Genomic DNA, 20,385 nt, shown 5'->3' on the forward strand with positions numbered 1-20,385 from the left:
TTGCTTTATTTTGGTCTAATGATGTTATTCGCTCTCATATACACGTTTACTGTTCTGAGATGTAACCATCAGAGAGACGATAGCTCCATTTAGCCAATACATTCCTCGTCATCATCATCCGGGGAATCGGCGGACCCGTTGGGACGGTGCATTTTACGGTACTGTCCGGGTGTGTAACCCGTCTCTTTCTTGAATTTGCGAATGAAGTTCGGTGTATCCAGGTAACCGACACGCGTGATGATATCTTTTAACGGATCGGTTGTATGCAGCAGTAGTCGAATGACTTCATCCATCCTTTTTTGCCAAATGTATTGGGTAAAATTCATACCGATCTTTTCTTTGAAGGAACGGCTGAAATACGATGAAGAGATCGTGAATTTAGATGAGATCGTACCCAGACTGAGGTCATAATCCGAGAAGTTGGCATCAATATAAGCAACGATTTCATCCATTAGGGAGCTTTCTTCTGTTTCGCTCTTCGCCTCGACATGGGCACAGATTTCGGCGGCAAGACCTGCCAGTTTTTTCTCCAAATCCTCCAGTGAGTCATAGGATGTGATTCTTGGAAGTTGATTAACCACATGGTGCATCCCAAGCCCCGAGGCGGTTTTTAGCATAGTGTTCAGAATATCAAAGCAGATGCAACGCAGCAGTGGTACCGACGGCATTTCGGCTTTCAGGTTGTTTAACGCGGTCGACACCATCTGAACCGCCACATCATAGCTACCCTGTTTTAAGCTCTGGACCAGCTTCAGCAGTACATCTTTAGGGACCCAGAAGGAAGAATCCTGTTCGCTAGAACCGGAAAGGGCATTGAAGAAGGTGCTGCTGCCTTGTCCGTGCAGCATGGACGCTTCCAGTGCGGTTGATGCCTCGATGTAGGATTGGTTCAGCTGTAATGGAGAACTGTAGCTGTTGCCGATCCCGATCGCGGGAGCGACTCCGACGTGATCTGCCACCATCGATTGTAGTAATTCAACAATAGACTCCATACGAGCATTCAAGCTGGATTCATGCCCGATTTCGGTATTGAATCCGACGATGAGGGCCAACTGATCTGCTTGAGGAAGCTCCACACCGTAAGCATTAGCAGAGATCTCCGGCAGTTCCACATCGTTCATCAGCTGCATGAGAGTTCGTTGTTCAGGGTTATCACCGATAGGAAAAGCATGCATTTCCCAGCCCATGATCATGACAAAATAGTGGGATCGGTTGAAGCGTATGCCGAACTTGTCGGTAAACTCAGAGGGGAAGTCTCCGGTATGGCCGTGTTTCAGCAGCATAAGCAAAATATGATTGCGAGCGTAGGGCTCCTGAAGATCCACGCGCTGACTATAATCGTGTAGTGTTTTCTTGATCCATTCCAGCTCATTGGTGGTTGAGGACGGTTCAGGATCATTTTTCAACCGAATGAACTCCATTAAGTCTGAAATCGGATGGTATTGTCTTCGAGCCAACAGAATAGCGAGGAACGTGCCCATCACCACCATGAAGGAGAAAACAAGAACAACAAAGGTGCGAATATGAACGATCCGGCTAAAAAATTGGTTGCTGGGCATAGCGGTTACATAAGTCCAGCCAGCGTCTGATTTGACGGAAACAACTGAATGCGGTTCTTGATTCAAGGAGAGGCTGTGCGTTCCCGGCTCAAGTGCGAACAGAGATTTGACTTCCTGTTCGGTAATAGTCTCCCCCTTATAATTGGCGGCCAGCACCTGTCCATAATTATCGAAAATATAAGTCATCCCATGGTAGTCGCTGAGGATGGAATCAATTAAGCCCGTCAGATTGGACTCGTGAATCAGGTACATGACGGTTCCATGAGCGGGCGTATTGTTAGGCGCAATTGGTACAAGGTAGGCTAGCATGGAATTGGGTATTCTGGTTCCTTGGACGACCTGCTCCGCTGGACGTATCGTGGGAGACTGTACGTTATTCAAATCGCGGATCATGTCCGCTTCATTCCACGTATTAAATTTGTAGCGGCCAGTAAATACATTCAGATTTTCAGAGCCTTGAGAAGAGTAGATGTTATCATCTCCTCGGAAGAACAGGAATAACTCATCGATAATGGAACTGGTGGCTTTGTATTTGACCAATGCGCCAATCGATTCTCGGCTATAGTACGGATGGTGGGTCCAATACCGCGTTAACTGCTCATCGTAGGCGATGCGAAACGCGATGTCCTGTAATTCCTTCATGCGATCATCAATGACAGTTTTGGCTTGAGTGAGCTGGTTGACATTGGTCTGTTCAATCTCTGAACGGAGCGTGTCCACAGCATTGTGGTAAATAATGATGGTTAAAATAACAAGAGGGATAAGAAAAATGGAGATATAGGATAGTGTGTACTTAAGCAGAAGCTTGGACTTGAAGTGATTCCATTTCATATCTGCAACCTCCCGTTTATCTTTCGTGCTGCAGCGATAGCGCTCTCATATGGATAGTGAAGCTAGTACCACGATACAAGCTACTGGGTAATCCTACTAAAAATACTAGGAGAACTTCTGTAATAAAGCAATGGATCTTTTATAAAATTCAGAGCGATTATAGAGAAAGATATAACGATAGCAAAATCCCCTCGAAGTTCACTCATTTCCTTATGCTACCACATAAGGCTTTTCAACGAGTAAATACTTTAAGGGGATAATTATAGTCGAGCAAATATTAAATTTAGGAGTTAAAACGATAATTCTTCCAGAGGTTCATAGTCGAACCAATCGAAACCTGCAGGGGTACGCTCCCCCGATGGATCGTAGGCATACATGGCGACAATAACACCTGTGAAACCACTTGCTACTTCGGTAGATAACAGATGGGTTTCACCTGAACCTACTTCGATGGCATCGGATGAGCCTTGCTGGTAGAGGAACGTAAAGTGATTACGGTCGGCCTTGATCTGTAAAACAACCGGACCCTTCTCACAGTCAAGTATCTGTACAGTTCGTAGAGAACCGACAGTTCGCCGTAGTATGATTTTCTTCTGGCCGTTGATCTGTGTTACAGCCAAGTCATAATGATATTTATTATTCATAAATACGGTTAAACCAGCTTCACCGCCGCTTGTACTTGGCTCATAATCCAGTTCGGTCGCCATGTTACATAAGAAATGGCTCAATCGACGCCCGACAAAGGATGGATTTCTCCCATCATCGAGCGAAACCGGATGACCCCGCAGGATGAGTTGCCCGGGATTTTCTGTGAGTGTCCAACTATCCGGAGCCGGGTTCCGAAGGAAGATCCAGTTCATGTTCAATGTTGGTTCGTCAAAATGATCCCGGATAGCCTGATGCGACCAGGGGTGCTTAGGCAACGAAGGTCCGGTCATCTCCGGCTCAATATGTCCGTCCACACCGATCATCGGCCAACCGTCATTCGTCCACGTGACAGGTGCCAGGAACGTTTCGCGTCCCAGATGGTGCCGCATGGGGTAACCTGCTGGACGAAGGCCCAGACATACGGCCCACCAGCTTCCATCCTGAATCTGGACAAGGTCTGCATGCCCGGTTGCATGGATACTGGATTTCATGCTGCGATTGGACAGAATCGGATTATGAGGACACGGATCAAATGGTCCATATGGATTTGTGCTTCGAGCAATGGTCTCCATATGACCATACTCGGTTCCACCTTCGGCGATCATGAGATAGTAGAGGTCGTTTATTTTGTACAAGTGGGGAGCTTCGGGGGCTGCGCCTCCGGTTCCTCTCCATATCAATCGACTATTGGTCAGTCTGGCTCCGGTCGTGATGTCTATCTCGCACTGATAGATGCCTTCGCCTTCATTGCCATTACAAGCAGTTTGAAAGTATACACATCCATCATCATCAAAGAGGAAAGAAGGATCTATGCCCTCCTGATCAACAAAAATCGCAGCAGACCATGGTCCCTCGGGCTTGGTACTACGTACATAAAAATTTCCACCGCCGCTTACATTGGTTGTTGTCATATAGAACCAGCCATCATGATACCGGAGTGTTGGAGCATAAATGCCGCCAGAGCTGCCCGCGTTCGCTAGAGGGAGTTGTTCTGTGGTAGTAAGGACATGGCCGATCTGTCGCCAGTTCACAAGGTCTTTACTATGAAAAATAGGCACACCCGGGAAATATTCAAAGGTACTGGTCACCAGATAGTAGTCTTCGTCTACACGACAGATGCTTGGATCGGGATAAAAACCCGGAATGACCGGATTGGTATATTTCATCATGTTATGCTCCTATTCATTGTGAGAGTTTAGTACGAATCTGGACATATTGGAGAATCCTTGCTACAAGGCGAATTATAACGGTTTTAAGGATATTGAACCTTGATTTTTCGGTCCTGGAATAGCATGATATAGACATTCAACCCAACAATGTTCGTGGAGGGAATGCTTTTGAGTAATGCCTATTTGAGATGGTTTACTTCAGATCATCAACAATTTCCGTTTTTCATTCAGTATGGTGGACACGTTGAGGACATGGAGCTTCATAATCATATGGATTTTACCGAACTTGTGATTGTTCTGAATGGTCATGCAACCCATGTGGTGAACACCGAGGAATTTTTTATTAAAAAAGGAAACGCGTTTGTCATCAATGGTGACACCCATCATGCGTATAAAGACCCTCATGATTTTAGGATCTGTAACGTGATGTTCAGTCCCGAGATGCTTGCTTCGGCTGGGCCTGATCTCAGGAAATCCAACGGCTTCCAGGCACTGTTTGTTTTGGAACCGTTTTATCGCAATACCCACTCATTTCCGAGTAAACTGGCGTTATCCATTTCCAGTCTGGAGTATATCGAATCGCTGATATCGTTCATGATTGAGGAGTATCACAGTAAACAGCAAGGCTATCAGACGATGCTGATCTCACGTCTAACGGAGATGGTTGTATATTTGTCTAGGCAATATGATACGCAGGAAAAGGGCATTGAAGGCAACAATTTGATGCATCTGGCGAATGCCATTTCATATATTGAAGATCATTATCTGGAGCCATTGTCGCTGGAGGACATTGCGGGGAAGTCGAACATCTCGATAAGGCATCTGAATCGGATTTTTCGATCCTATTATCAGATGACGCCGATCTCTTATCTGCAGAAGTTGCGTCTGGAGAAGGCATGTCATTTGTTGAAAAACGGGAACCTGTCCATTACGGAAATTTCATATGAATGCGGGTTTAACGACAGTAACTATTTCACCCGTCAATTCAAGAAAGCCTATGGCAAGTCTCCCAAAACATACAGACAAAATCATTAATATGGGAAACAACAAAACAGGGCCTCCGCATAGGGAAGTCCTGTTTAATGTTTTTCAGAGACACGCTAATAGTCCAAAAGCCGTCCGTTATCATGCCACTGACCGTACATTTTATTTTCCTTCGTATTGGTTATGAATTTGTCCAATCTACTCTGGAATAATGTGGGCTGCTGTTTCACACTTTGGATCGTATCGATCCGAATCTTTTGATACAGAGTAGGGAAGGCGATGAAATTCGCATGAACCTGTTGATCCTCTTTCAGCCTTTGTTCGATCACACCATTGATAATGAAAGCATTCGGGTCCATAACAGGAAGAACCTTTCTACCTTCGTCATGCATGAAGCCCAACTTTTCAAGACGGCGGACACGTTCCTTGTTCAATTCAGTCCAAGAGCTTCGTTGGCTTCGGGGAGATAATCTCTGCGCTAATTGAGTCTCGGATATTTTCTTTTTTACCCCATCGATCCACCCGAAACATAACGCTTCCTCAACCACGTCCAAGTACAGCAGGGCATCCGAAGTTGGTTTCATGCTTACAATGACCCAGCAAGATTTCTGGACTTTTCCGTGATCCTGCAACCAATTTCTCAATTCTTCCCTCGATGTCACGGGGATACAATGTACATTTTCCATCGAATCATTGTCTATACTTGAGCCGGTTCTTGATACCAGAATAGGGAATAGTCATTCATGATGGAGGCGTGCCCCAATTGACGCAGCATAGTAGACACATTGCCCCGGTGGTAGGTCCCGTGATTGACCAGATGGAATACCATTTCCGATAAGCTGGTTTCGCGAACTCCGGCAAATGGGTTGTCGAGTAGAACGGTTTGTTCCAGATCAGCTTGGCCCCGTAACCACTCACTGTATTGTGCCGACAGGTCGGTAAAACATTGAATGTACTCATCCACAGAACCGCGAATCTCACTATTGAGAGATATGCATGCTTGCAGTGCCTCGGGCATACTTGTGCCGGTTAACACCAGGAACCACATTTTATCCACTGCATAGATATGGCTGAGTGCATGAGCGATGGTTGGAAACGAACTATTCACTTCCTGACTCAGTACGGAAGAGGGTAGTTCCTTGATTCTGCTCAGGATGGTTTTAGTGGCCCATACGTGATAATTATACATTTGTACCGGATGATTCATGGATGATCGTCTCCTTTAATTTGGGGGTGGATTGGGATAACTTACTGAGATGATTATAAAAAAAGAAGTATGACAACAGCGTGTCATACTTCTTCATAGAGCTTGAGTGCGTTTCGAAGTTGTTCTTTCAGAATGCTTCGTAATTCAATCGGTTCAAGCACCTCGGCTCCACTACCCAAACTGAGTAGAAACGACCATAACCACTTGGCTTGTAACGGCTGATGGACCTGGATGCGCATCGTCATACTTCCATCTTCGTGAAATTGCTTTTCCGCCTGTTGAAAATGATCCATGGCTTCCGATAGCGATTCCGGTTTCACTCGAAAAACAACATCACTGATCTGATCTTGCCATGATGGATCTGACACAACATTCTCTTGAGGAAGCTCAAGATGTGGTTCAAAGTGTTCCGATGTCAGGTGCACATTCATCATCCGGGACAGTCGGAATTCCCGATAATCCTGCCTTGTCTGGCAAAATCCATAAACATACCAATTACGATATTTAAAATGAAGTCTTACCGGTTCCAGCTGGCGGGGAGTATGTTCATTCTTCGTATTGATGTAGTCAAAACGCACAACCTGATGCTTCGTAATTCCTGTACGGAGATTAGGAAGGGCATCAGGTTCTGTTCGACGTGTCTCCAAATCCACGGATAGACTTGAGGTCTGATGCTCCGGTCCAATGGTTTGCAGACGTTCAATCGTTCCCTGTGCACGCGCGTCTTCAAAGACGGTGGAGAGACTGCTAAGGATCGTAATCAGGGCATCGACATCATACGAACCAAGCAAGCTTTTATCCATTTTGTATCCGTCCATCATGCCGTAGCCACCTTTAAGTCCCTGATGGGAGACAACCGGGAAGCCAGCTGCGCAGATCACATCAATATCCCGATAGATTGTTCTTGGGGATACCTGAAACTCTTCCGCCAAGGTGGAGGCAGACAACACTTCGTGGTTCAACAGTTTGTATATGATTGAGATTAATCGCTCCAATTTCAAAAGCTATCCCCGCCCGTTATTCCATTTTGTCATTCCAGGCCATTATTATATCACAGTAATATGAACCGGAAGGGAGTTCACCAACTCGTATCCTTCTAATCCTTCGGCGGCTAAGCTTGAATAAGCTATATAGCGAGAGAAAACAAAAAAAGAGTGCTGGATCGCACTCTTTCTAAGGATACATTATTGTTGTGTTGAACCGATATCTTGGCAGTTCTGTCGAGCCTTTATTTCGAGATTTTAGTCAGAGCTGGCTCTACTACTCTTCTTGCACATTATAGAGAACGCGAGCAAGCAGATTCTGTCCATAATTGCCAAAGTTTTTGCCGAAGATCGTTAAGCCCCGTTTGTTCAAAGGGCCATCGGTAACCGCAATGCGGAAGTGAATATCGCTTTTGTAATCCAAACCAATTTGGTCCAGTGTTACGTCCGAGATGCGACATCCGTCGATATAGCTGCCTTCCTGTGTGATCCGGATCAGCTTCAGCATGCCGTACTGATTGAGATGGGGGGGCCACCATTCCGGGTTGAAGGTACCGCGTGTATTGCCAAAATCCCCCGGACTCGTCCAGCAGCCAATCTCAATACCGTTAATGTAGAAATAAATATCCGAAGGATAATTGTCGCAAAAGCCAGGTGCCTCTGAACCAAGTTCCATCGACAACTGAATTTCGCTAAACGACTGATTCGGCTTGAGATAGTTGGGAATCCGATATTCCAGATAACCTTCAGCCAGCCAGATCATCTCCGCATCAATTCGCAGTGGATCAGCAAAGTAACGCGGATCATCGAACTCTCCAACAATGCTGTCCCGGGTAGCGAGACCACATGTAGGCGCAGCCTGATAATCGCTGTAATGACCGACCTGAATTTCCACCTCGTAACGATTGTTAATCTCCTGTGAACGCAGATCAACCATTAATTTTTCCTCATTGAGATAACATATCTTCTGAATGCCATGTTTACCAACAGCGGTGTTGATCTCAATCAATCCGCTCTCTTCGAGCTTTTTGATATGCATTGTGATAGCGCCATTACTGAGACCCAGCTTAGTTGCGAGATCATTGAGATTAAGACTTTGGTTCTTGGCCAGCAGCTCGATGATCTGAATCCGGATTTCCGAACTGAGCGCTTTGAAGATATTCACACCCGACATCAGATCTTTAATATAAATCATAGGTGGATTCCTTTCCCCGTTCTGAACAAAGTCTCTTTTCATTGCAGACATTTGCACATTTATATGTTTTATTTCAGATAATTATAAATCATTCCTTCATGGAAGGGAAGGGCGGAGAAATGGAAGCCAAAACCCCTGTACATAGCGCAAATATGAAAATATAAACTATATTTTGTTCACTATTCCGGTTAAAATAAGTGTTAATCAGTTTACATATGTTTGAAATATACCATTGAAATGTCATGAAACCGCTTTTATAATCCTATTATACCTAAATTGATTCATTACTTCATGAACCTAATTAACCATTTGATCCGGAAAGGTGGAGTTTGGTTTGGAAAAGTTAAGCAATGTGAAGAGGTTTAAGTGGAAACGGTTGGCGTTACCGGCATTACTTGTGATGGTATTACTACTGGCGGGTCAGTCAAAAGCTTTGGCAGCGTTCTGGAATCTGACCGGAGATACCGCCGTTCATGATCCGTCGATTATCAAAGAGGGAAGCTCGTGGTACACCTTCTCAACCGGCCCGGGCATTCAAGTATTGAAATCGGATAATGGGTCGTCCTGGTATCGTGTTCCACAAATCTTCTTAAGTAAGCCATCCTGGTGGGCTTCTGCTGTTCCGGGACAAAGTGGATTGGATGTATGGGCACCAGACGTAGAGCAGTATAACGGAAAAGTATGGCTCTATTATTCGATCTCCACCTTTGGCTCCAATCGGTCTGCGATTGGTCTTGCGTCTGCCAACAGCATTGGAGCAGGGCAGTGGAAAGACGAAGGATTGGTGCTTCAGACCACGACCGCCAATAATTATAATGCGATTGATCCGAATCTGGTCATTGATGCTTCAGGCAACCCATGGCTGGCCTTCGGTTCTTTCTGGAGCGGTCTGAAGATTGTCAAGCTGGACAAAAACACGATGAAACCGACAGGAAGCATAACTTCCATTGCTGCGCGTCCGAATAACGGGGGTGCTATTGAAGGACCAAGTGTTGTATATCGTGGCGGATACTATTACCTGTTTGCTTCCATCGATGCTTGCTGCCAAGGGGTGAACAGTACCTACAAAATGGTCTATGGGCGTTCGACGAGCATTACAGGCCCTTATGTGGATAAAAACGGAGTGAATATGCTGAATGGCGGCGGAACGATATTGGATACAGGCAATGTGAAATGGAAAGGCCCAGGTGGTCAGGACGTGTACAACGGCAATGTTATTGCACGACACGCCTATGATGCAGAGGATAATGGCAATCCTAAATTGCTGATTAATGACTTGCTTTGGGACGCGAATGGCTGGCCGATGTATTGATTTATTTTAGATAAATATAAAATGTTTTATAAAAGTGTTGACTAAAGTGATCTGGATTTGATAAATTTAACAACAGAAATCCTATTTCATCCAATTGAATACGGTTACAAATCCAGATCAGGAGGGGTTCAGATGGTAAAGAAAAAGAGTTGGGTCACATTTATGCTTCTTATGCTGGTAAGTGCACTGGTACTTGCGGGCTGCGGAGGAGGAAGCAGCGGCGCGAGTGGGGACAAGGAGTTAACGTTTATGTTCCGCGGCGGTACAGATGAGCAGAAAGCTTACCAGGCGGTGGTCAAGAAATTCGAAGAAGATCATCCGGGTGTGAAAGTCAAAATCATCGTAACGGCTGCGGATCAATATGCAACCAAGCTGAGAGCAGCAATTACAGGCAACAGCTTGCCTGACGTATTCTACATCAATCCGGGCGATGTGAAAGCGTATGTGAACAGCAATGTGCTGATGAACCTCACATCGTATATTGAAAATAACCCGGATGTCGATCTCGATAATATCTGGAAATACGGCGTGGATCTGTATCGTTATGACGGCGAAATGGCAGGCCAAGGTGATATCTACGGTATGCCGAAGGATCTGGGGCCATTTGCACTGGGTTACAACAAGACTTTGTTTGAAAAAGAGGGCATTCCATTCCCTGACACGGATAAACCATATACATGGGAAGAGTTCATTAAGGTGAACCAGCAAGCGACCAAGGATACCAATGGAGATGGTAAACCGGATGTATACGGTACTGGATTCAACGTACAGTGGGCCCTGCAATCCTTTGTATGGAGCAACGGTGGCGACTGGCTGGATGAAACCAAAACAAAGGTAACGATTGACGATCCGAAATTCGCTGAAGCATTGCAGTTCTTCGCGGATATGCAAAACGTATACAAAATCACACCTTCTATTGAGGAAGCGCAAACATTGGATACGTACCAACGCTGGATGAAAGGTGAAATGGCTTTCTTCCCTGTAGGTCCATGGGATATGAGTACATTTGAGAAATTACCTTTTGATTATGATTTGTTGCCTTTCCCTGCGGGATCGACTGGCAAATCGGCAACGTGGATCGGTTCTCTGGGAATTGGGGTATCGGCGAAAACGAAATATCCGGAAGAAGCGGCAGCATTGGTGAACTACCTTACGGCTTCGAAGGAAGGCATGCAGCAACTGGTGGATGCCAAGGTACAAATCCCGAACTTGCTTGATATGGCAGACGAGTGGGCCAAAGATACATCCACAAAACCAGCCAACAAGCAAGAATTCATTGACATCGTAGAGGATTATGGCCGGGCTCTGCCAGGTAACTACACGTACAATGCGGAATGGTATGACCTGTTCTTCACTGACATCCAGCCGGTATTGGATGGCAAGATTACAGCCGCAGATTATGTGAAGCAGCAGCAGCCGAAAATGCAGAAGCTGCTCGACAAAGCGGTTGAACAGGAAAAGAAATCTCAGAATAAGTAGATAGGAAAAGGCGATGCCGGCGGCCAGCAATCATGCTGCTGGCATCGTTCTTATTGGAGCTTATTGGATTCCATACGGGCATGTGGCATTCGTTGATCGACAAGTTCAATCGAAGGATGCCACATGCTGATACTAGAAACAGGGGTGAACGCCGTGATTACGAAATCGAGTTTGTATCGCAAAGAGATGCTGTACGGATATCTGTTTATTTTGCCTCCGATTCTTGGGTTGCTAATCTTTGTCATGTTCCCGTTCCTCTATTCCCTCTATGGTTCCTTTACCGATTGGGATGGACTGGGACAGATGAATTTTATCGGTTTGGCCAACTTCAAGGATCTGCTCACGGATGACCTCTTTTACAAAGCGATGTTTAATACATTCTTCCTGATGCTCGGTATCCCGATTGGTCTGTTGCTCGCGCTGTTGCTGGCAATGGGTCTGAATCGTAAAATTCCCGGCACAACGACATTCCGTGTGATCTATTACATTCCGGTTATTTCTTCCCTCGCTGCGGTGTCCATCATGTGGAACTGGGCATACAACGGGGATTACGGTCTGGTCAATCAGTTCCTTGACCTGTTTGGTATCAAGGGTCCAAACTGGCTTGCGAATAAAGACACGGTCAAACCCGCTCTAATTATTATGACGATATGGAAAGGTCTCGGATACACGATGTTATTGTACTTGGCGGCACTGCAAAGTGTATCACGTACATACTACGAAGCGGCTGAGCTGGATGGAGCCAATGGATTCCAGATCTTCCGCAACATCACCTGGCCTATGGTGAAGCCAGTTACCTTTTTCCTCATTGTTACAAATATCATTGGCGGTTCCCAGATCTTCACCGAGATGAACATTATGACGCCTACGGGTGGTCCTGAATATTCTTCGGCATCAATCGTCTTCTACATTTGGCAGAAAGCCTTCAGTAACTTGCAGATGGGTTATGCCTCAGCGATGGCCATGATTCTTGGTATTTTCATTTTTGTCATTACCCTGGTGCAATTCAAAATGAACGAAAAATCAGCCTATGATGGGGATTGATTGTCAAGGAAAGGAGTGAACCGGAGATGTCTTACAGTCAAAAGAGGAAATTAACGAACTCTATCATCTTTATCGTACTCGCGATCGGTGCGATTGCGATGATTGCACCACTGATCTGGATGCTGTCCACTTCATTGAAGGAGAAGCAAGATGTGTTCGCGCTTCCGCCTGTGTGGATACCTGAAGTATTCCAATTTGGTAAGTATAAAGAAATCTGGGAAGCTGGTCCGCTGCTCAGCGGGATCAAAAACAGTCTCATTGTTGCGGTGAGTGTAACGGTGGTGGGTACATTTACGTCCAGTATCGCTGCCTTTGCCTTTGCCAAATTAAGATTCCCGCACAAAAATAAACTGTTTCTCGCATTGCTGGCATCCATGATGATTCCTTATCCGACAGTCATGATCCCACAATTCATCATGTTCGCGAAGCTGGGCTGGGTGGATACGCTGTTGCCACTGATCGTTCCAGGTCTGTTCGGTAACGTAATCATGATCTTCTTCCTTCGTCAATACCTGCTTAGTGTACCTGATGCGATTATTGAGGCGGCCAAGATTGATGGAAGTTCCTATTTCCGTCTGTACTCCAGCATTACGTTCCCACTCATCAAACCGGCGATTGCTGCACAGTTGATTCTCTGGTTCATGGGCATCTGGAACGATTATCTGGCACCGATTATCTATCTGAATTCACCGGAGAAGCAGACGTTACAGCTGGTTATCGCGAACTTCAACGCGACGTATGCGATTCAAACCGATTACCCACTTATTATGGCGGCGTCTATTGTAGCCCTGTTGCCGGTATTAATCATCTTCCTGATCTTCCAGAAGCAGATTATTGAATCGGTTGCCATTTCGGGAGTGAAGGGATGAATCAGCGGAAGAGATTCCGAGGGTGGACATTTTCGAAGAGAGGGGTTGTTGCTTCCATGTTGCTGATGCTGATTGTTGGAGCTACGGGTTGTTCTGGAGAAGGAGCAGGAGAAACGGTGTCCCGTCCCGTCTTTCCTGAAGCTCCTCAAGATACTCAGCTGTATGACACATCCATACTGGATGATGAATCCCGTTGGACGGTAAACAATGCGCATGATCCAGCCATTATCAAAACCGATCAGGGATACTACGTCTATTCCACAGACGTGCGTGTAGCAGGAGAAGCGAAACCCGGTGTCATGGTACGAAAATCAGATGATCTGATTAACTGGACATGGGTAGGTCAGGCTCTGCCCGGTATTCCGCAAGAAGCGCTGGATTGGACAGGTGCAGTCAATCTGTGGGCACCGGATGTGATCCAGGCTGGCGATACCTATCGGATGTATTATTCGGCTTCTTCTTTTGGCAGTACCCAGTCGGCTATTGGTCTTCAGACATCCTCATCTCCCGAAGGTCCATGGACAGATGAAGGACTGGTTGTGAAAACTTCTGCGAATGAACAGGACAAATTAAATGCCATTGATGCCAATCCCATCGTAGATGCCGAGGGCAATTCGTGGATGGTATATGGTTCATTCTTTGACGGAATCTATATTGCGCCACTCGATCCGGAGACGGGGAAATTTAAGGACGAGGGTTATGGTACACGCATTGCCGCTCGGGATCGTGCTACCGAAGAAGGTGCAGTCGAAGGTCCTTACATTGTGTATAACCCGGAGTTTAAAAAATATTATCTGTTCGTCTCCTATGATTCTTTGTTCGAAGATTATAACGTGCGGGTTGCGCGTGCTGATTCAATCACAGGACCGTACACGGACATGAACGGCATGAACATGTTGGATACGGAGCATCTGCCGCAATATGAGATTGGCACCAAAATTCTCGGCGGTTATCGCTTCACAGAAGGCGAGGGCTGGGTTGCGCCCGGACATAACTCTGTGTTGAAGGACGGAGAAGATTATTACATCGTGCATCATGCACGGGGTGAGACGGATAAAAACTGGCCATATCTGCATGTACGCAAAATGTTATGGACCAAGGACGGCTGGCCTGTCGTTTCACCGGAGCGTTACGCCGGTGAGACAGCACAGGACATTCCAAAGTCCATGATAGCCGGAGAGTGGGAAGGCATGGGGCTTGATCCGTCCGTGGACGGGCAAATTCAGGCCGTGCCTTATACCCTAACGGACAACGGTAAAATCCAAAGCGAAAACGGTTCAGGAACCTGGACGTTTGATGGTAAACAAACACTGACACTAAAGTGGAAAGAAAGCCCATGGGGCGGAGCTTCCACGGAAGAGCTGCAACTGCTGCCGTCCTGGGACTGGGAGCGAAGCCAGCCGGCACTCGTAGTGACAGGCCTCAATGACCACGGCGTGGCGGTCTGGGGCAAGCAGATCAGCGCAGCTGAGGAGTAAGGGGACGCCCAGCGAGCATGGAAAGAGCGAGCTGCCGCTCCGATGGTGCACAAGCAGTGAGGGGGAGGAAGGAGCCGCAGGAGCGAGTTTGGCATTCGATTTCAACCGCCAGGAGCGGTGGAAAAAGAAATCGGAGGACAAGAGAGCCCCAAGCCCTAACACCCCCGAACGTCCCCTGTGCATGACCACAAAGCTGGCCTATAGCTCGGCGGCCAGCACAGCATTACATGGGGAGAGTTGACCGTGCGAAGCGGTCAACCCCATAAGGCCGAGCCAACAAAAAGGCTCGGAGTGAGGTTGTAACCCAGCGAGCGCGGAAAGAGCGAGCTACCGCTCTAAGGGTGCGCAAGCAGTGAGGGGGAGGAAGGAGCCGCAGGAGCGAGTTTGGCATTCGATTTCAACCGCCAGGAGCGGTGGAAAAAGAAATCGGAGGACAAGAGAGCACCAAGACCCTGCCACCCCCGAACGCCCGCTGTGCATGACGACAAAGCTGGCCTATAGCTCGGCGGCCAGCACAGCATTACATGGGGAGAGTCGACCAAGCGAAGCGGTCGACCCCATAAAACCGAGCCAACAAAAAAGGCTCGAAGTGAGGTTGTAACCAGCGAGCGCGGTAAGAGCGAGCTGCAGCTCCGATGGTGCACAAGCAGTGAGGGGGAGGAAGGAGCCGCAGGAGCGAGTTTGGCATTCGATTTCAACCGCCAAGAGCGGGTGGAAAAAGAAATCGGAGGACAAGAGAGCACCAAGGCCCTACCACCCCCGAACGCCCGCTGTGCATGACGACAAAGCTGGCCTATAGCTCGGCGACCAGCACAGCATTACATGGGGAGAGTTGACCGTGCGAAGCGGTCAACCCCATAAGGCCGAGCCAACAAAAAGGCTCGGAGTGAGGTTGTAACCAGCGAGCGTGGAAAGAGCGAGCTACCGCTCTAAGGGTGCACAAGCAGTGAGGGGGAGGAAGGAGCCGCAGGAGCGAGTTTGGCATCCGATTTCAACCGCCAGGAGCGGTGGAAAAAGAAATCGGAGGACAAGAGAGCACCAAGGCCCTGCCACCCCCGAACGTCCGCTGTGCACTCAAATAGCTCTTCTCTTTTCTGCATCGCACACACAACCTCAACTCCGAGCCACCACACACATTTGAAAGGGGAGCATTCCCATGACTGATTCCATTACTTTTACTAATCCCATCCTGGAGCAACGTGCTGATCCGTGGGTGTACCGTCATACGGACGGTTACTATTACTTTTCCGCTTCCGTACCAGCCTTTGACCGGGTTGAGATCCGGCGAGCAGAGACGTTGGAAGAGTTGAGAGATGCTGAGCCAGTAACGGCTTGGACGAAGCGTGACACAGGGCCAATGAGTGCCAACATCTGGGCACCGGAAATTCATTTTATCGACGGCAAATGGTACATACATTACGCTGCGGCTCACACCAGTGAGACCAACGAAGGCCTATTCGATCATCGGATGTATGTTCTGGAGAACGATTCTGCGAATCCACTTGAAGGAGAGTGGGTAGAGAAAGGGCAGATTTACACCCGGTGGGAATCATTCGCGCTGGATGCAACGACCTTTGAACATAAGGGAATCCGCTATCTGGTGTGGGCGCAGAAAGATCCCGATATTGTGGGCAACTCGAATCTATACATTTCCGAAATGGAAAACCCGTGGACGCTACGTGGTGAACAGGTCATGATCTCTACGCCAGAGTACGATTGGGAGATCATCGGCTTTAAGGTGAATGAAGGTGCAGCCGTGATGCACCGAAATGGAAGATTGTTTATCGGCTACTCAGCCAGCGCGACCGATTACAATTATTGTATGGGCCTACTCACTGCAGATGAAAATGCCGACTTGCTTGATCCGGCAAGCTGGGTAAAATCACCCGAGCCGGTATTCCAGACTTGTGAAGCGAACGGCCAATACGGTCCGGGCCATAACAGCTTTACGGTATCACCGGATGGCAAGACCGATATTATGATCTATCATGCGCGCAATTACAAAGACATCGAGGGTGATCCCTTGTATGATCCGAACCGTCACGCCCGTGCTCAAGTGATTCATTGGCGTGAAGATGGCACACCTGATTTCGGTGTTCCAGTTCCAGATGGAAAAGCAGCAGCAGAAGCAAAATAAGATGTAGTGAAACCTTATATCCAAGAGCCCTTAGTTAGCGAGTGATGCTGATTAAGGGCTCTTCTGTATGTGAACGATAAGGAATAGTGGTCTACATATTGATGTCTTGGATATAAAACAAAGCAACCACAACGATGATTTTTGCGTATGAGAAAGATACGGATTACGATACACAACCTATTAGGAGGATCACATATGGATTCACGCGAAACATTGGACCGCGAACTTGAACAGATTTTGAAATGGGAAAAACAACAGAAGGACTTGTTTATATGGGATAAAATCGGGCGTCTGCCGTTTGCGATGTTGGATAAAGTGATGCCTAAAGCGCTGAAACAGAAGATCGGAGATTCCCTGAATGACGTCGGTCAGTATGTGCAGAACGGGGGCAAGTTCCTCGTACAGAAGAAAAAAGTAGCCAAGCTGTTGCAAGAGGAAGCCGAGAAATCCGGTTATTCCATGACGGATACGACCGATCGTCTGGAACAGGATGCTGAAGCTGAGGGGACAGCGAAGATTCATAGTGTAGAAAATCTGCCACTTCAGGTGCTGGACCAGGTAGCCGATAACATTACCGAGAGTCGAACGAAGTTTGCCGCGGCTCAAGGAGCAGCTACAGGGTTTGGTGGCATTGTAACCATTGCAGCAGATATTCCCATGGTGATGGGGCTTTCCTTGAAGGTACTGCAGGAGATGGCACTATGTTACGGCTATGATCCCGATGAACCGCTGGAGCGTATCTTTATCGTTAAATGTCTGCAGTTCTCTTCCGCCGATATCGTAGGCAAGAAAGCGATCATTGAAGAACTGGCAGCTTACGATGATCCGGACAAGCCTATTGAAGTGGTATCGCAGATGCAGGGGTGGCGGGAAGTTTTTAACTCCTACAGTGAATCCTTTGGTTGGAAGAAGCTGTTCCAACTCGTGCCGATTGCCGGCATGGTGTTTGGTTCAGTGAGCAACAAAAATACGATCCGTGATGTAGCCGAAGCAGGCAAAATGCTGTACAAAAAACGGCTGATCCTTCAGCGTTTGAAATAAGGTTATAGCTGAATACTTAATTGAAAGAGATGAATTTTACATGTTAAACAAACAAGGTTTCTATGATCTTTTGGATCGGAACAATATCGTTTACGAGAGTATAGAACATCCCGCAGTATATACGATGGAGGAAATATTCTCTTATCAAATTCCACATACAGAACATATCGTTAAAAACCTATTTCTACGTGATGACAAGAAGCGCAACTATTATCTGGTAACGATTGCTGGAACGAAGTCTGTTGATTTGAGAAGTTTAAGCGAAAAGATACCTAGCCGTAAACTCAGTTTTGCGAGTGAAAAGGATTTGTTGGAGTTCCTCGGATTGGAAAAAGGGCATGTTAACCCTATGGGGGTTCTCAATAATATTCAGAAGAACGTAACCGTCGTCTTTGACAAGGATCTAGTCGGTCAGAAAATCGGAATTCATCCCATGGAAAATACGGCGACGGTATTCCTTGAATTTGAAGATGTGAAGGAATTGATTACAGCTCATGGCAGCAACGTTGTCCTGTGTGACGTGGAATAAAGCGGCTTTAAGCTAAATTCGAGAAAAACAAATATAACAAAAGGGTTCCTGCCGCTCTGTAAATACAGAGTTGGAGGGAACCCTTTTGTTGTGGTTAGACTGTTTATTTACTACAAATGTAGGTTACTCTTCACTACCGTTTTCTTTCGCCCAGATATTCAGTAATTTATCGGATGGAAGCAGGAACGTGAAGATCCCGAGCAGGGGCAGGAAGCTGCACATCTGCATCACCGGTGATACACCGAAGACATCAATCCAGTTACCCAGAACAAGTGCGCCCAGACCTCCCATACCAAATGCCAGACCTGTGATCAGGCCCGAGACCGTTCCGATTTTGCCTGGAATCAGCATTTGGGCGTATACAACCGTAACCGAGAAGCTGGATAACATGATAAAACCAATAATGGTTAGCAGTACGCCTGTCCAGAACAGATTCGCATAAGGCAACATCAGCGCCAGAGGAGCAGCTCCGGCCATGGACAGGAAGATCAGATTACGTTTGCCGAATCGATCCGCCAAGGGGCCTCCGAAGAACGTACCCAGTGCTCCGGCAGCTAGGAACAAGAAGATATAGATCTGCGCGTCCTCTGTGGACAATCCAAAGGTATCTTTCAGATTAAACGCATAGAAGCTGCCGATGGAAGCGATATACCAGGAACGAACAAAGACGAGCAAGATCAATAGTGTAATGGCGGCAGTAATCTTTTTACGTAAAGCAGGATTGGGTGCACGACGGGCAGCAGCCTGTCTACGCAGGTATCCTCCCGATTGCAGCATGCGTCCATACCAACGGGCTATGTAGATCTGAACTGCAATCCCCATGGCAGCAATGCCTGTAAATCCAATGGCACCGAACAGTCCAAACGGGATAAAGATCCAGCGTGTAAGCAATGGGGCAAGGGATTGTCCGGCGTTACCTCCGACCTGAAAGATGGATTGTGCCAGCCCACGGCGCTGACCAGCAGCCATATGCGATACCCGTGAACCTTCTGGATGGAAAGCGGCGGAACCTAGACCGACAAAGATAACGGAAATCAGGACAGCCATATAACTGTCAGCGAAGGCCAACAGCAACATGCCGGTAAATGTAAAACCCATGCCAATGGGCAGGATAGATGGTGTCGGTTTTTTATCAGCAAACCAGCCTACGACAGGCTGCATAATGGATGCGGTAAAGTTAATAGCAAATGAGATCCATCCGATCTGAGTATACGTGAGGTGCATAGAATCTTTTAGAATCGGAAAAATGGCTGGAATAACTGACTGGATCGAATCGTTAAACAGATGAACCAGACTGATGGCAATAAGTATCCGGTAAACAGTGCTTTGGGCATCCGATCCGGGTGGGGCTTTCGAACGCGCTGCGGCGTCCTTGGTTAATGTGGATTGAGTAGACATGTACAATTCTCCTTTGGTCGCGGTCACGAGGGATCAGCGCCTGATGTTGTAATATATGCGTGTAAGCATATTGTTACATAATAGGATAGATTGATTGGACCGACAAGGGGAACAAGGGAAAACGTTGTTGAATGCAACTCTATTTCTGAGGTGGTTATTTATAGCATTACATTTAAAAAACAAACATATTACTTTAGCATCTACTGTAAGAAGATCCATATTTATATGTAAGAAGGATAGAGGAGGGATGGATGTGAAATCCTTATCACCTTATGAATCCGCCAAACGTGAGTTAGTGATGACTATTTTGTATATGGCTGTAATAACGTTTCAGGCTATCTATGTTGCACCGAAATCTCCATCTGCTGCTATCGTCATATTTATCATTTTTCAATCGATTGGTGTGCTGATGTTGCGACATTACATTAAAAAAGTCAAAGAACTAAAGGAAAATCAGTCTACTTGAATTCAATGCGATCCCATTGTATTGAGAGACTGAGTTTCTAAAGGTTTATACTAAAC

At 46.8% G+C, this 20,385-nt stretch carries 18 protein-coding genes; 10 read left to right on the forward strand and 8 right to left on the reverse strand.

The window, feature by feature from the left end; genetic code table 11:
- Positions 1-89: 89 nt before the first annotated feature.
- Both NYE45_RS05830 and NYE45_RS05835 read right to left on the reverse strand, forming a co-directional pair.
- On the reverse strand, positions 90-2,390 hold the full coding sequence (locus tag NYE45_RS05830) for a helix-turn-helix domain-containing protein (RefSeq protein ID WP_340015999.1): 2,301 nt from the start codon (positions 2,388-2,390) through the stop codon (positions 90-92).
- A gap of 290 nt (positions 2,391-2,680) precedes the next feature.
- Complete coding sequence (locus tag NYE45_RS05835; protein ID WP_340016000.1) at positions 2,681-4,204, reverse strand: glycoside hydrolase family 43 protein; 1,524 nt, start codon at positions 4,202-4,204, stop codon at positions 2,681-2,683.
- A gap of 171 nt (positions 4,205-4,375) precedes the next feature.
- Here NYE45_RS05835 and NYE45_RS05840 point away from each other — a divergent pair, with 171 nt between their 5' ends.
- Positions 4,376-5,242, forward strand: a complete 867-nt coding sequence (locus NYE45_RS05840) for a helix-turn-helix domain-containing protein (RefSeq protein WP_340016001.1) — start codon at positions 4,376-4,378, stop codon at positions 5,240-5,242.
- Between the two features lie 65 nt (positions 5,243-5,307).
- Here the strand turns inward: NYE45_RS05840 and NYE45_RS05845 are convergent, their stop codons facing one another.
- From NYE45_RS05845 to NYE45_RS05860, 4 genes are all read right to left on the reverse strand, one after another.
- On the reverse strand, positions 5,308-5,877 hold the full coding sequence (locus tag NYE45_RS05845; protein WP_340016002.1) for a YdeI/OmpD-associated family protein: 570 nt from the start codon (positions 5,875-5,877) through the stop codon (positions 5,308-5,310).
- An 11-nt stretch (positions 5,878-5,888) separates the two neighbouring features.
- Positions 5,889-6,398, reverse strand: coding sequence for a DinB family protein (locus NYE45_RS05850; protein ID WP_340016003.1), 510 nt, complete (start codon positions 6,396-6,398; stop codon positions 5,889-5,891).
- Positions 6,399-6,481: 83 nt separating this feature from the next.
- A complete protein-coding gene (locus tag NYE45_RS05855) occupies positions 6,482-7,399 on the reverse strand; it encodes a YafY family protein (protein ID WP_340016004.1) in 918 nt (305 codons plus the stop codon).
- Positions 7,400-7,658: 259 nt separating this feature from the next.
- On the reverse strand, positions 7,659-8,576 hold the full coding sequence (locus NYE45_RS05860; protein WP_062832986.1) for a winged helix-turn-helix transcriptional regulator: 918 nt from the start codon (positions 8,574-8,576) through the stop codon (positions 7,659-7,661).
- Positions 8,577-8,976: 400 nt separating this feature from the next.
- Here NYE45_RS05860 and NYE45_RS05865 point away from each other — a divergent pair, with 400 nt between their 5' ends.
- The 5 genes from NYE45_RS05865 (at position 8,977) to NYE45_RS05885 (ending at position 14,758) form a co-directional block, all read left to right on the forward strand.
- Positions 8,977-9,888 carry a glycoside hydrolase family 43 protein gene (locus tag NYE45_RS05865; RefSeq protein WP_340017317.1) on the forward strand — a complete coding sequence of 304 codons (912 nt, stop codon included), beginning with the start codon at positions 8,977-8,979 and terminating at the stop codon, positions 9,886-9,888.
- A 132-nt stretch (positions 9,889-10,020) separates the two neighbouring features.
- Entirely contained in the window at positions 10,021-11,367 is a 1,347-nt protein-coding gene (locus NYE45_RS05870) for a sugar ABC transporter substrate-binding protein (protein WP_340016005.1), read from the forward strand.
- Positions 11,368-11,520: 153 nt separating this feature from the next.
- Positions 11,521-12,411 (forward strand): sugar ABC transporter permease, encoded by an 891-nt coding sequence (locus NYE45_RS05875; RefSeq protein ID WP_062835910.1) that lies wholly within the window; start codon positions 11,521-11,523, stop codon positions 12,409-12,411.
- A 26-nt stretch (positions 12,412-12,437) separates the two neighbouring features.
- The gene (locus tag NYE45_RS05880; protein ID WP_036611483.1) at positions 12,438-13,280 is read left to right on the forward strand and encodes a carbohydrate ABC transporter permease; all 843 of its coding nucleotides are present in this window, start codon (positions 12,438-12,440) and stop codon (positions 13,278-13,280) included.
- Between the two features lie 56 nt (positions 13,281-13,336).
- Complete coding sequence (locus tag NYE45_RS05885; protein ID WP_340017318.1) at positions 13,337-14,758, forward strand: arabinan endo-1,5-alpha-L-arabinosidase; 1,422 nt, start codon at positions 13,337-13,339, stop codon at positions 14,756-14,758.
- A gap of 929 nt (positions 14,759-15,687) precedes the next feature.
- Here NYE45_RS05885 and NYE45_RS05890 read toward each other — a convergent pair.
- Positions 15,688-15,858 carry a hypothetical protein gene (locus NYE45_RS05890; RefSeq protein ID WP_340016006.1) on the reverse strand — a complete coding sequence of 57 codons (171 nt, stop codon included), beginning with the start codon at positions 15,856-15,858 and terminating at the stop codon, positions 15,688-15,690.
- Positions 15,859-15,914: 56 nt separating this feature from the next.
- Here NYE45_RS05890 and NYE45_RS05895 point away from each other — a divergent pair, with 56 nt between their 5' ends.
- From NYE45_RS05895 to NYE45_RS05905, 3 genes are all read left to right on the forward strand, one after another.
- Positions 15,915-16,895 (forward strand): family 43 glycosylhydrolase, encoded by a 981-nt coding sequence (locus NYE45_RS05895; RefSeq protein WP_340016007.1) that lies wholly within the window; start codon positions 15,915-15,917, stop codon positions 16,893-16,895.
- Positions 16,896-17,090: 195 nt separating this feature from the next.
- Entirely contained in the window at positions 17,091-17,936 is an 846-nt protein-coding gene (locus NYE45_RS05900) for an EcsC family protein (protein ID WP_340016008.1), read from the forward strand.
- A gap of 40 nt (positions 17,937-17,976) precedes the next feature.
- Positions 17,977-18,465, forward strand: coding sequence for a prolyl-tRNA synthetase associated domain-containing protein (locus tag NYE45_RS05905; RefSeq protein ID WP_340016009.1), 489 nt, complete (start codon positions 17,977-17,979; stop codon positions 18,463-18,465).
- Between the two features lie 123 nt (positions 18,466-18,588).
- Here NYE45_RS05905 and NYE45_RS05910 read toward each other — a convergent pair whose 3' ends face one another.
- Positions 18,589-19,863 (reverse strand): MFS transporter, encoded by a 1,275-nt coding sequence (locus NYE45_RS05910; RefSeq protein WP_340016010.1) that lies wholly within the window; start codon positions 19,861-19,863, stop codon positions 18,589-18,591.
- A gap of 253 nt (positions 19,864-20,116) precedes the next feature.
- On the opposite strand from NYE45_RS05910, the gene NYE45_RS05915 reads away from it, so the two are divergent.
- Positions 20,117-20,329, forward strand: a complete 213-nt coding sequence (locus tag NYE45_RS05915) for a hypothetical protein (RefSeq protein ID WP_340016011.1) — start codon at positions 20,117-20,119, stop codon at positions 20,327-20,329.
- Positions 20,330-20,385: the final 56 nt, after the last annotated feature.

Origin of the sequence: Paenibacillus sp. FSL K6-1318 (genome assembly GCF_037976905.1) — a bacterium.
GTDB lineage: Bacteria > Bacillota > Bacilli > Paenibacillales > Paenibacillaceae > Paenibacillus > Paenibacillus amylolyticus_A.

What these genes read in the sequence shown, in the direction of transcription:
- NYE45_RS05895 (WP_340016007.1), top strand. Translation starts at nt 15,915, where the DNA reads ATGACTGATTCCATTACTTTTACTAATCCCATCCTGGAGCAACGTGCT.
- NYE45_RS05835 (WP_340016000.1), bottom strand. Translation starts at nt 4,204, where the DNA reads ATGAAATATACCAATCCGGTCATTCCGGGTTTTTATCCCGATCCAAGC.
- NYE45_RS05860 (WP_062832986.1), bottom strand. Translation starts at nt 8,576, where the DNA reads ATGATTTATATTAAAGATCTGATGTCGGGTGTGAATATCTTCAAAGCG.
- NYE45_RS05890 (WP_340016006.1), bottom strand. Translation starts at nt 15,858, where the DNA reads ATGCAGAAAAGAGAAGAGCTATTTGAGTGCACAGCGGACGTTCGGGGG.
- NYE45_RS05880 (WP_036611483.1), top strand. Translation starts at nt 12,438, where the DNA reads ATGTCTTACAGTCAAAAGAGGAAATTAACGAACTCTATCATCTTTATC.
- NYE45_RS05830 (WP_340015999.1), bottom strand. Translation starts at nt 2,390, where the DNA reads ATGAAATGGAATCACTTCAAGTCCAAGCTTCTGCTTAAGTACACACTA.
- NYE45_RS05865 (WP_340017317.1), top strand. Translation starts at nt 8,977, where the DNA reads ATGGTATTACTACTGGCGGGTCAGTCAAAAGCTTTGGCAGCGTTCTGG.
- NYE45_RS05870 (WP_340016005.1), top strand. Translation starts at nt 10,021, where the DNA reads ATGGTAAAGAAAAAGAGTTGGGTCACATTTATGCTTCTTATGCTGGTA.
- NYE45_RS05845 (WP_340016002.1), bottom strand. Translation starts at nt 5,877, where the DNA reads ATGGAAAATGTACATTGTATCCCCGTGACATCGAGGGAAGAATTGAGA.
- NYE45_RS05905 (WP_340016009.1), top strand. Translation starts at nt 17,977, where the DNA reads ATGTTAAACAAACAAGGTTTCTATGATCTTTTGGATCGGAACAATATC.
- NYE45_RS05910 (WP_340016010.1), bottom strand. Translation starts at nt 19,863, where the DNA reads ATGTCTACTCAATCCACATTAACCAAGGACGCCGCAGCGCGTTCGAAA.
- NYE45_RS05900 (WP_340016008.1), top strand. Translation starts at nt 17,091, where the DNA reads ATGGATTCACGCGAAACATTGGACCGCGAACTTGAACAGATTTTGAAA.
- NYE45_RS05850 (WP_340016003.1), bottom strand. Translation starts at nt 6,398, where the DNA reads ATGAATCATCCGGTACAAATGTATAATTATCACGTATGGGCCACTAAA.
- NYE45_RS05885 (WP_340017318.1), top strand. Translation starts at nt 13,337, where the DNA reads ATGTTGCTGATGCTGATTGTTGGAGCTACGGGTTGTTCTGGAGAAGGA.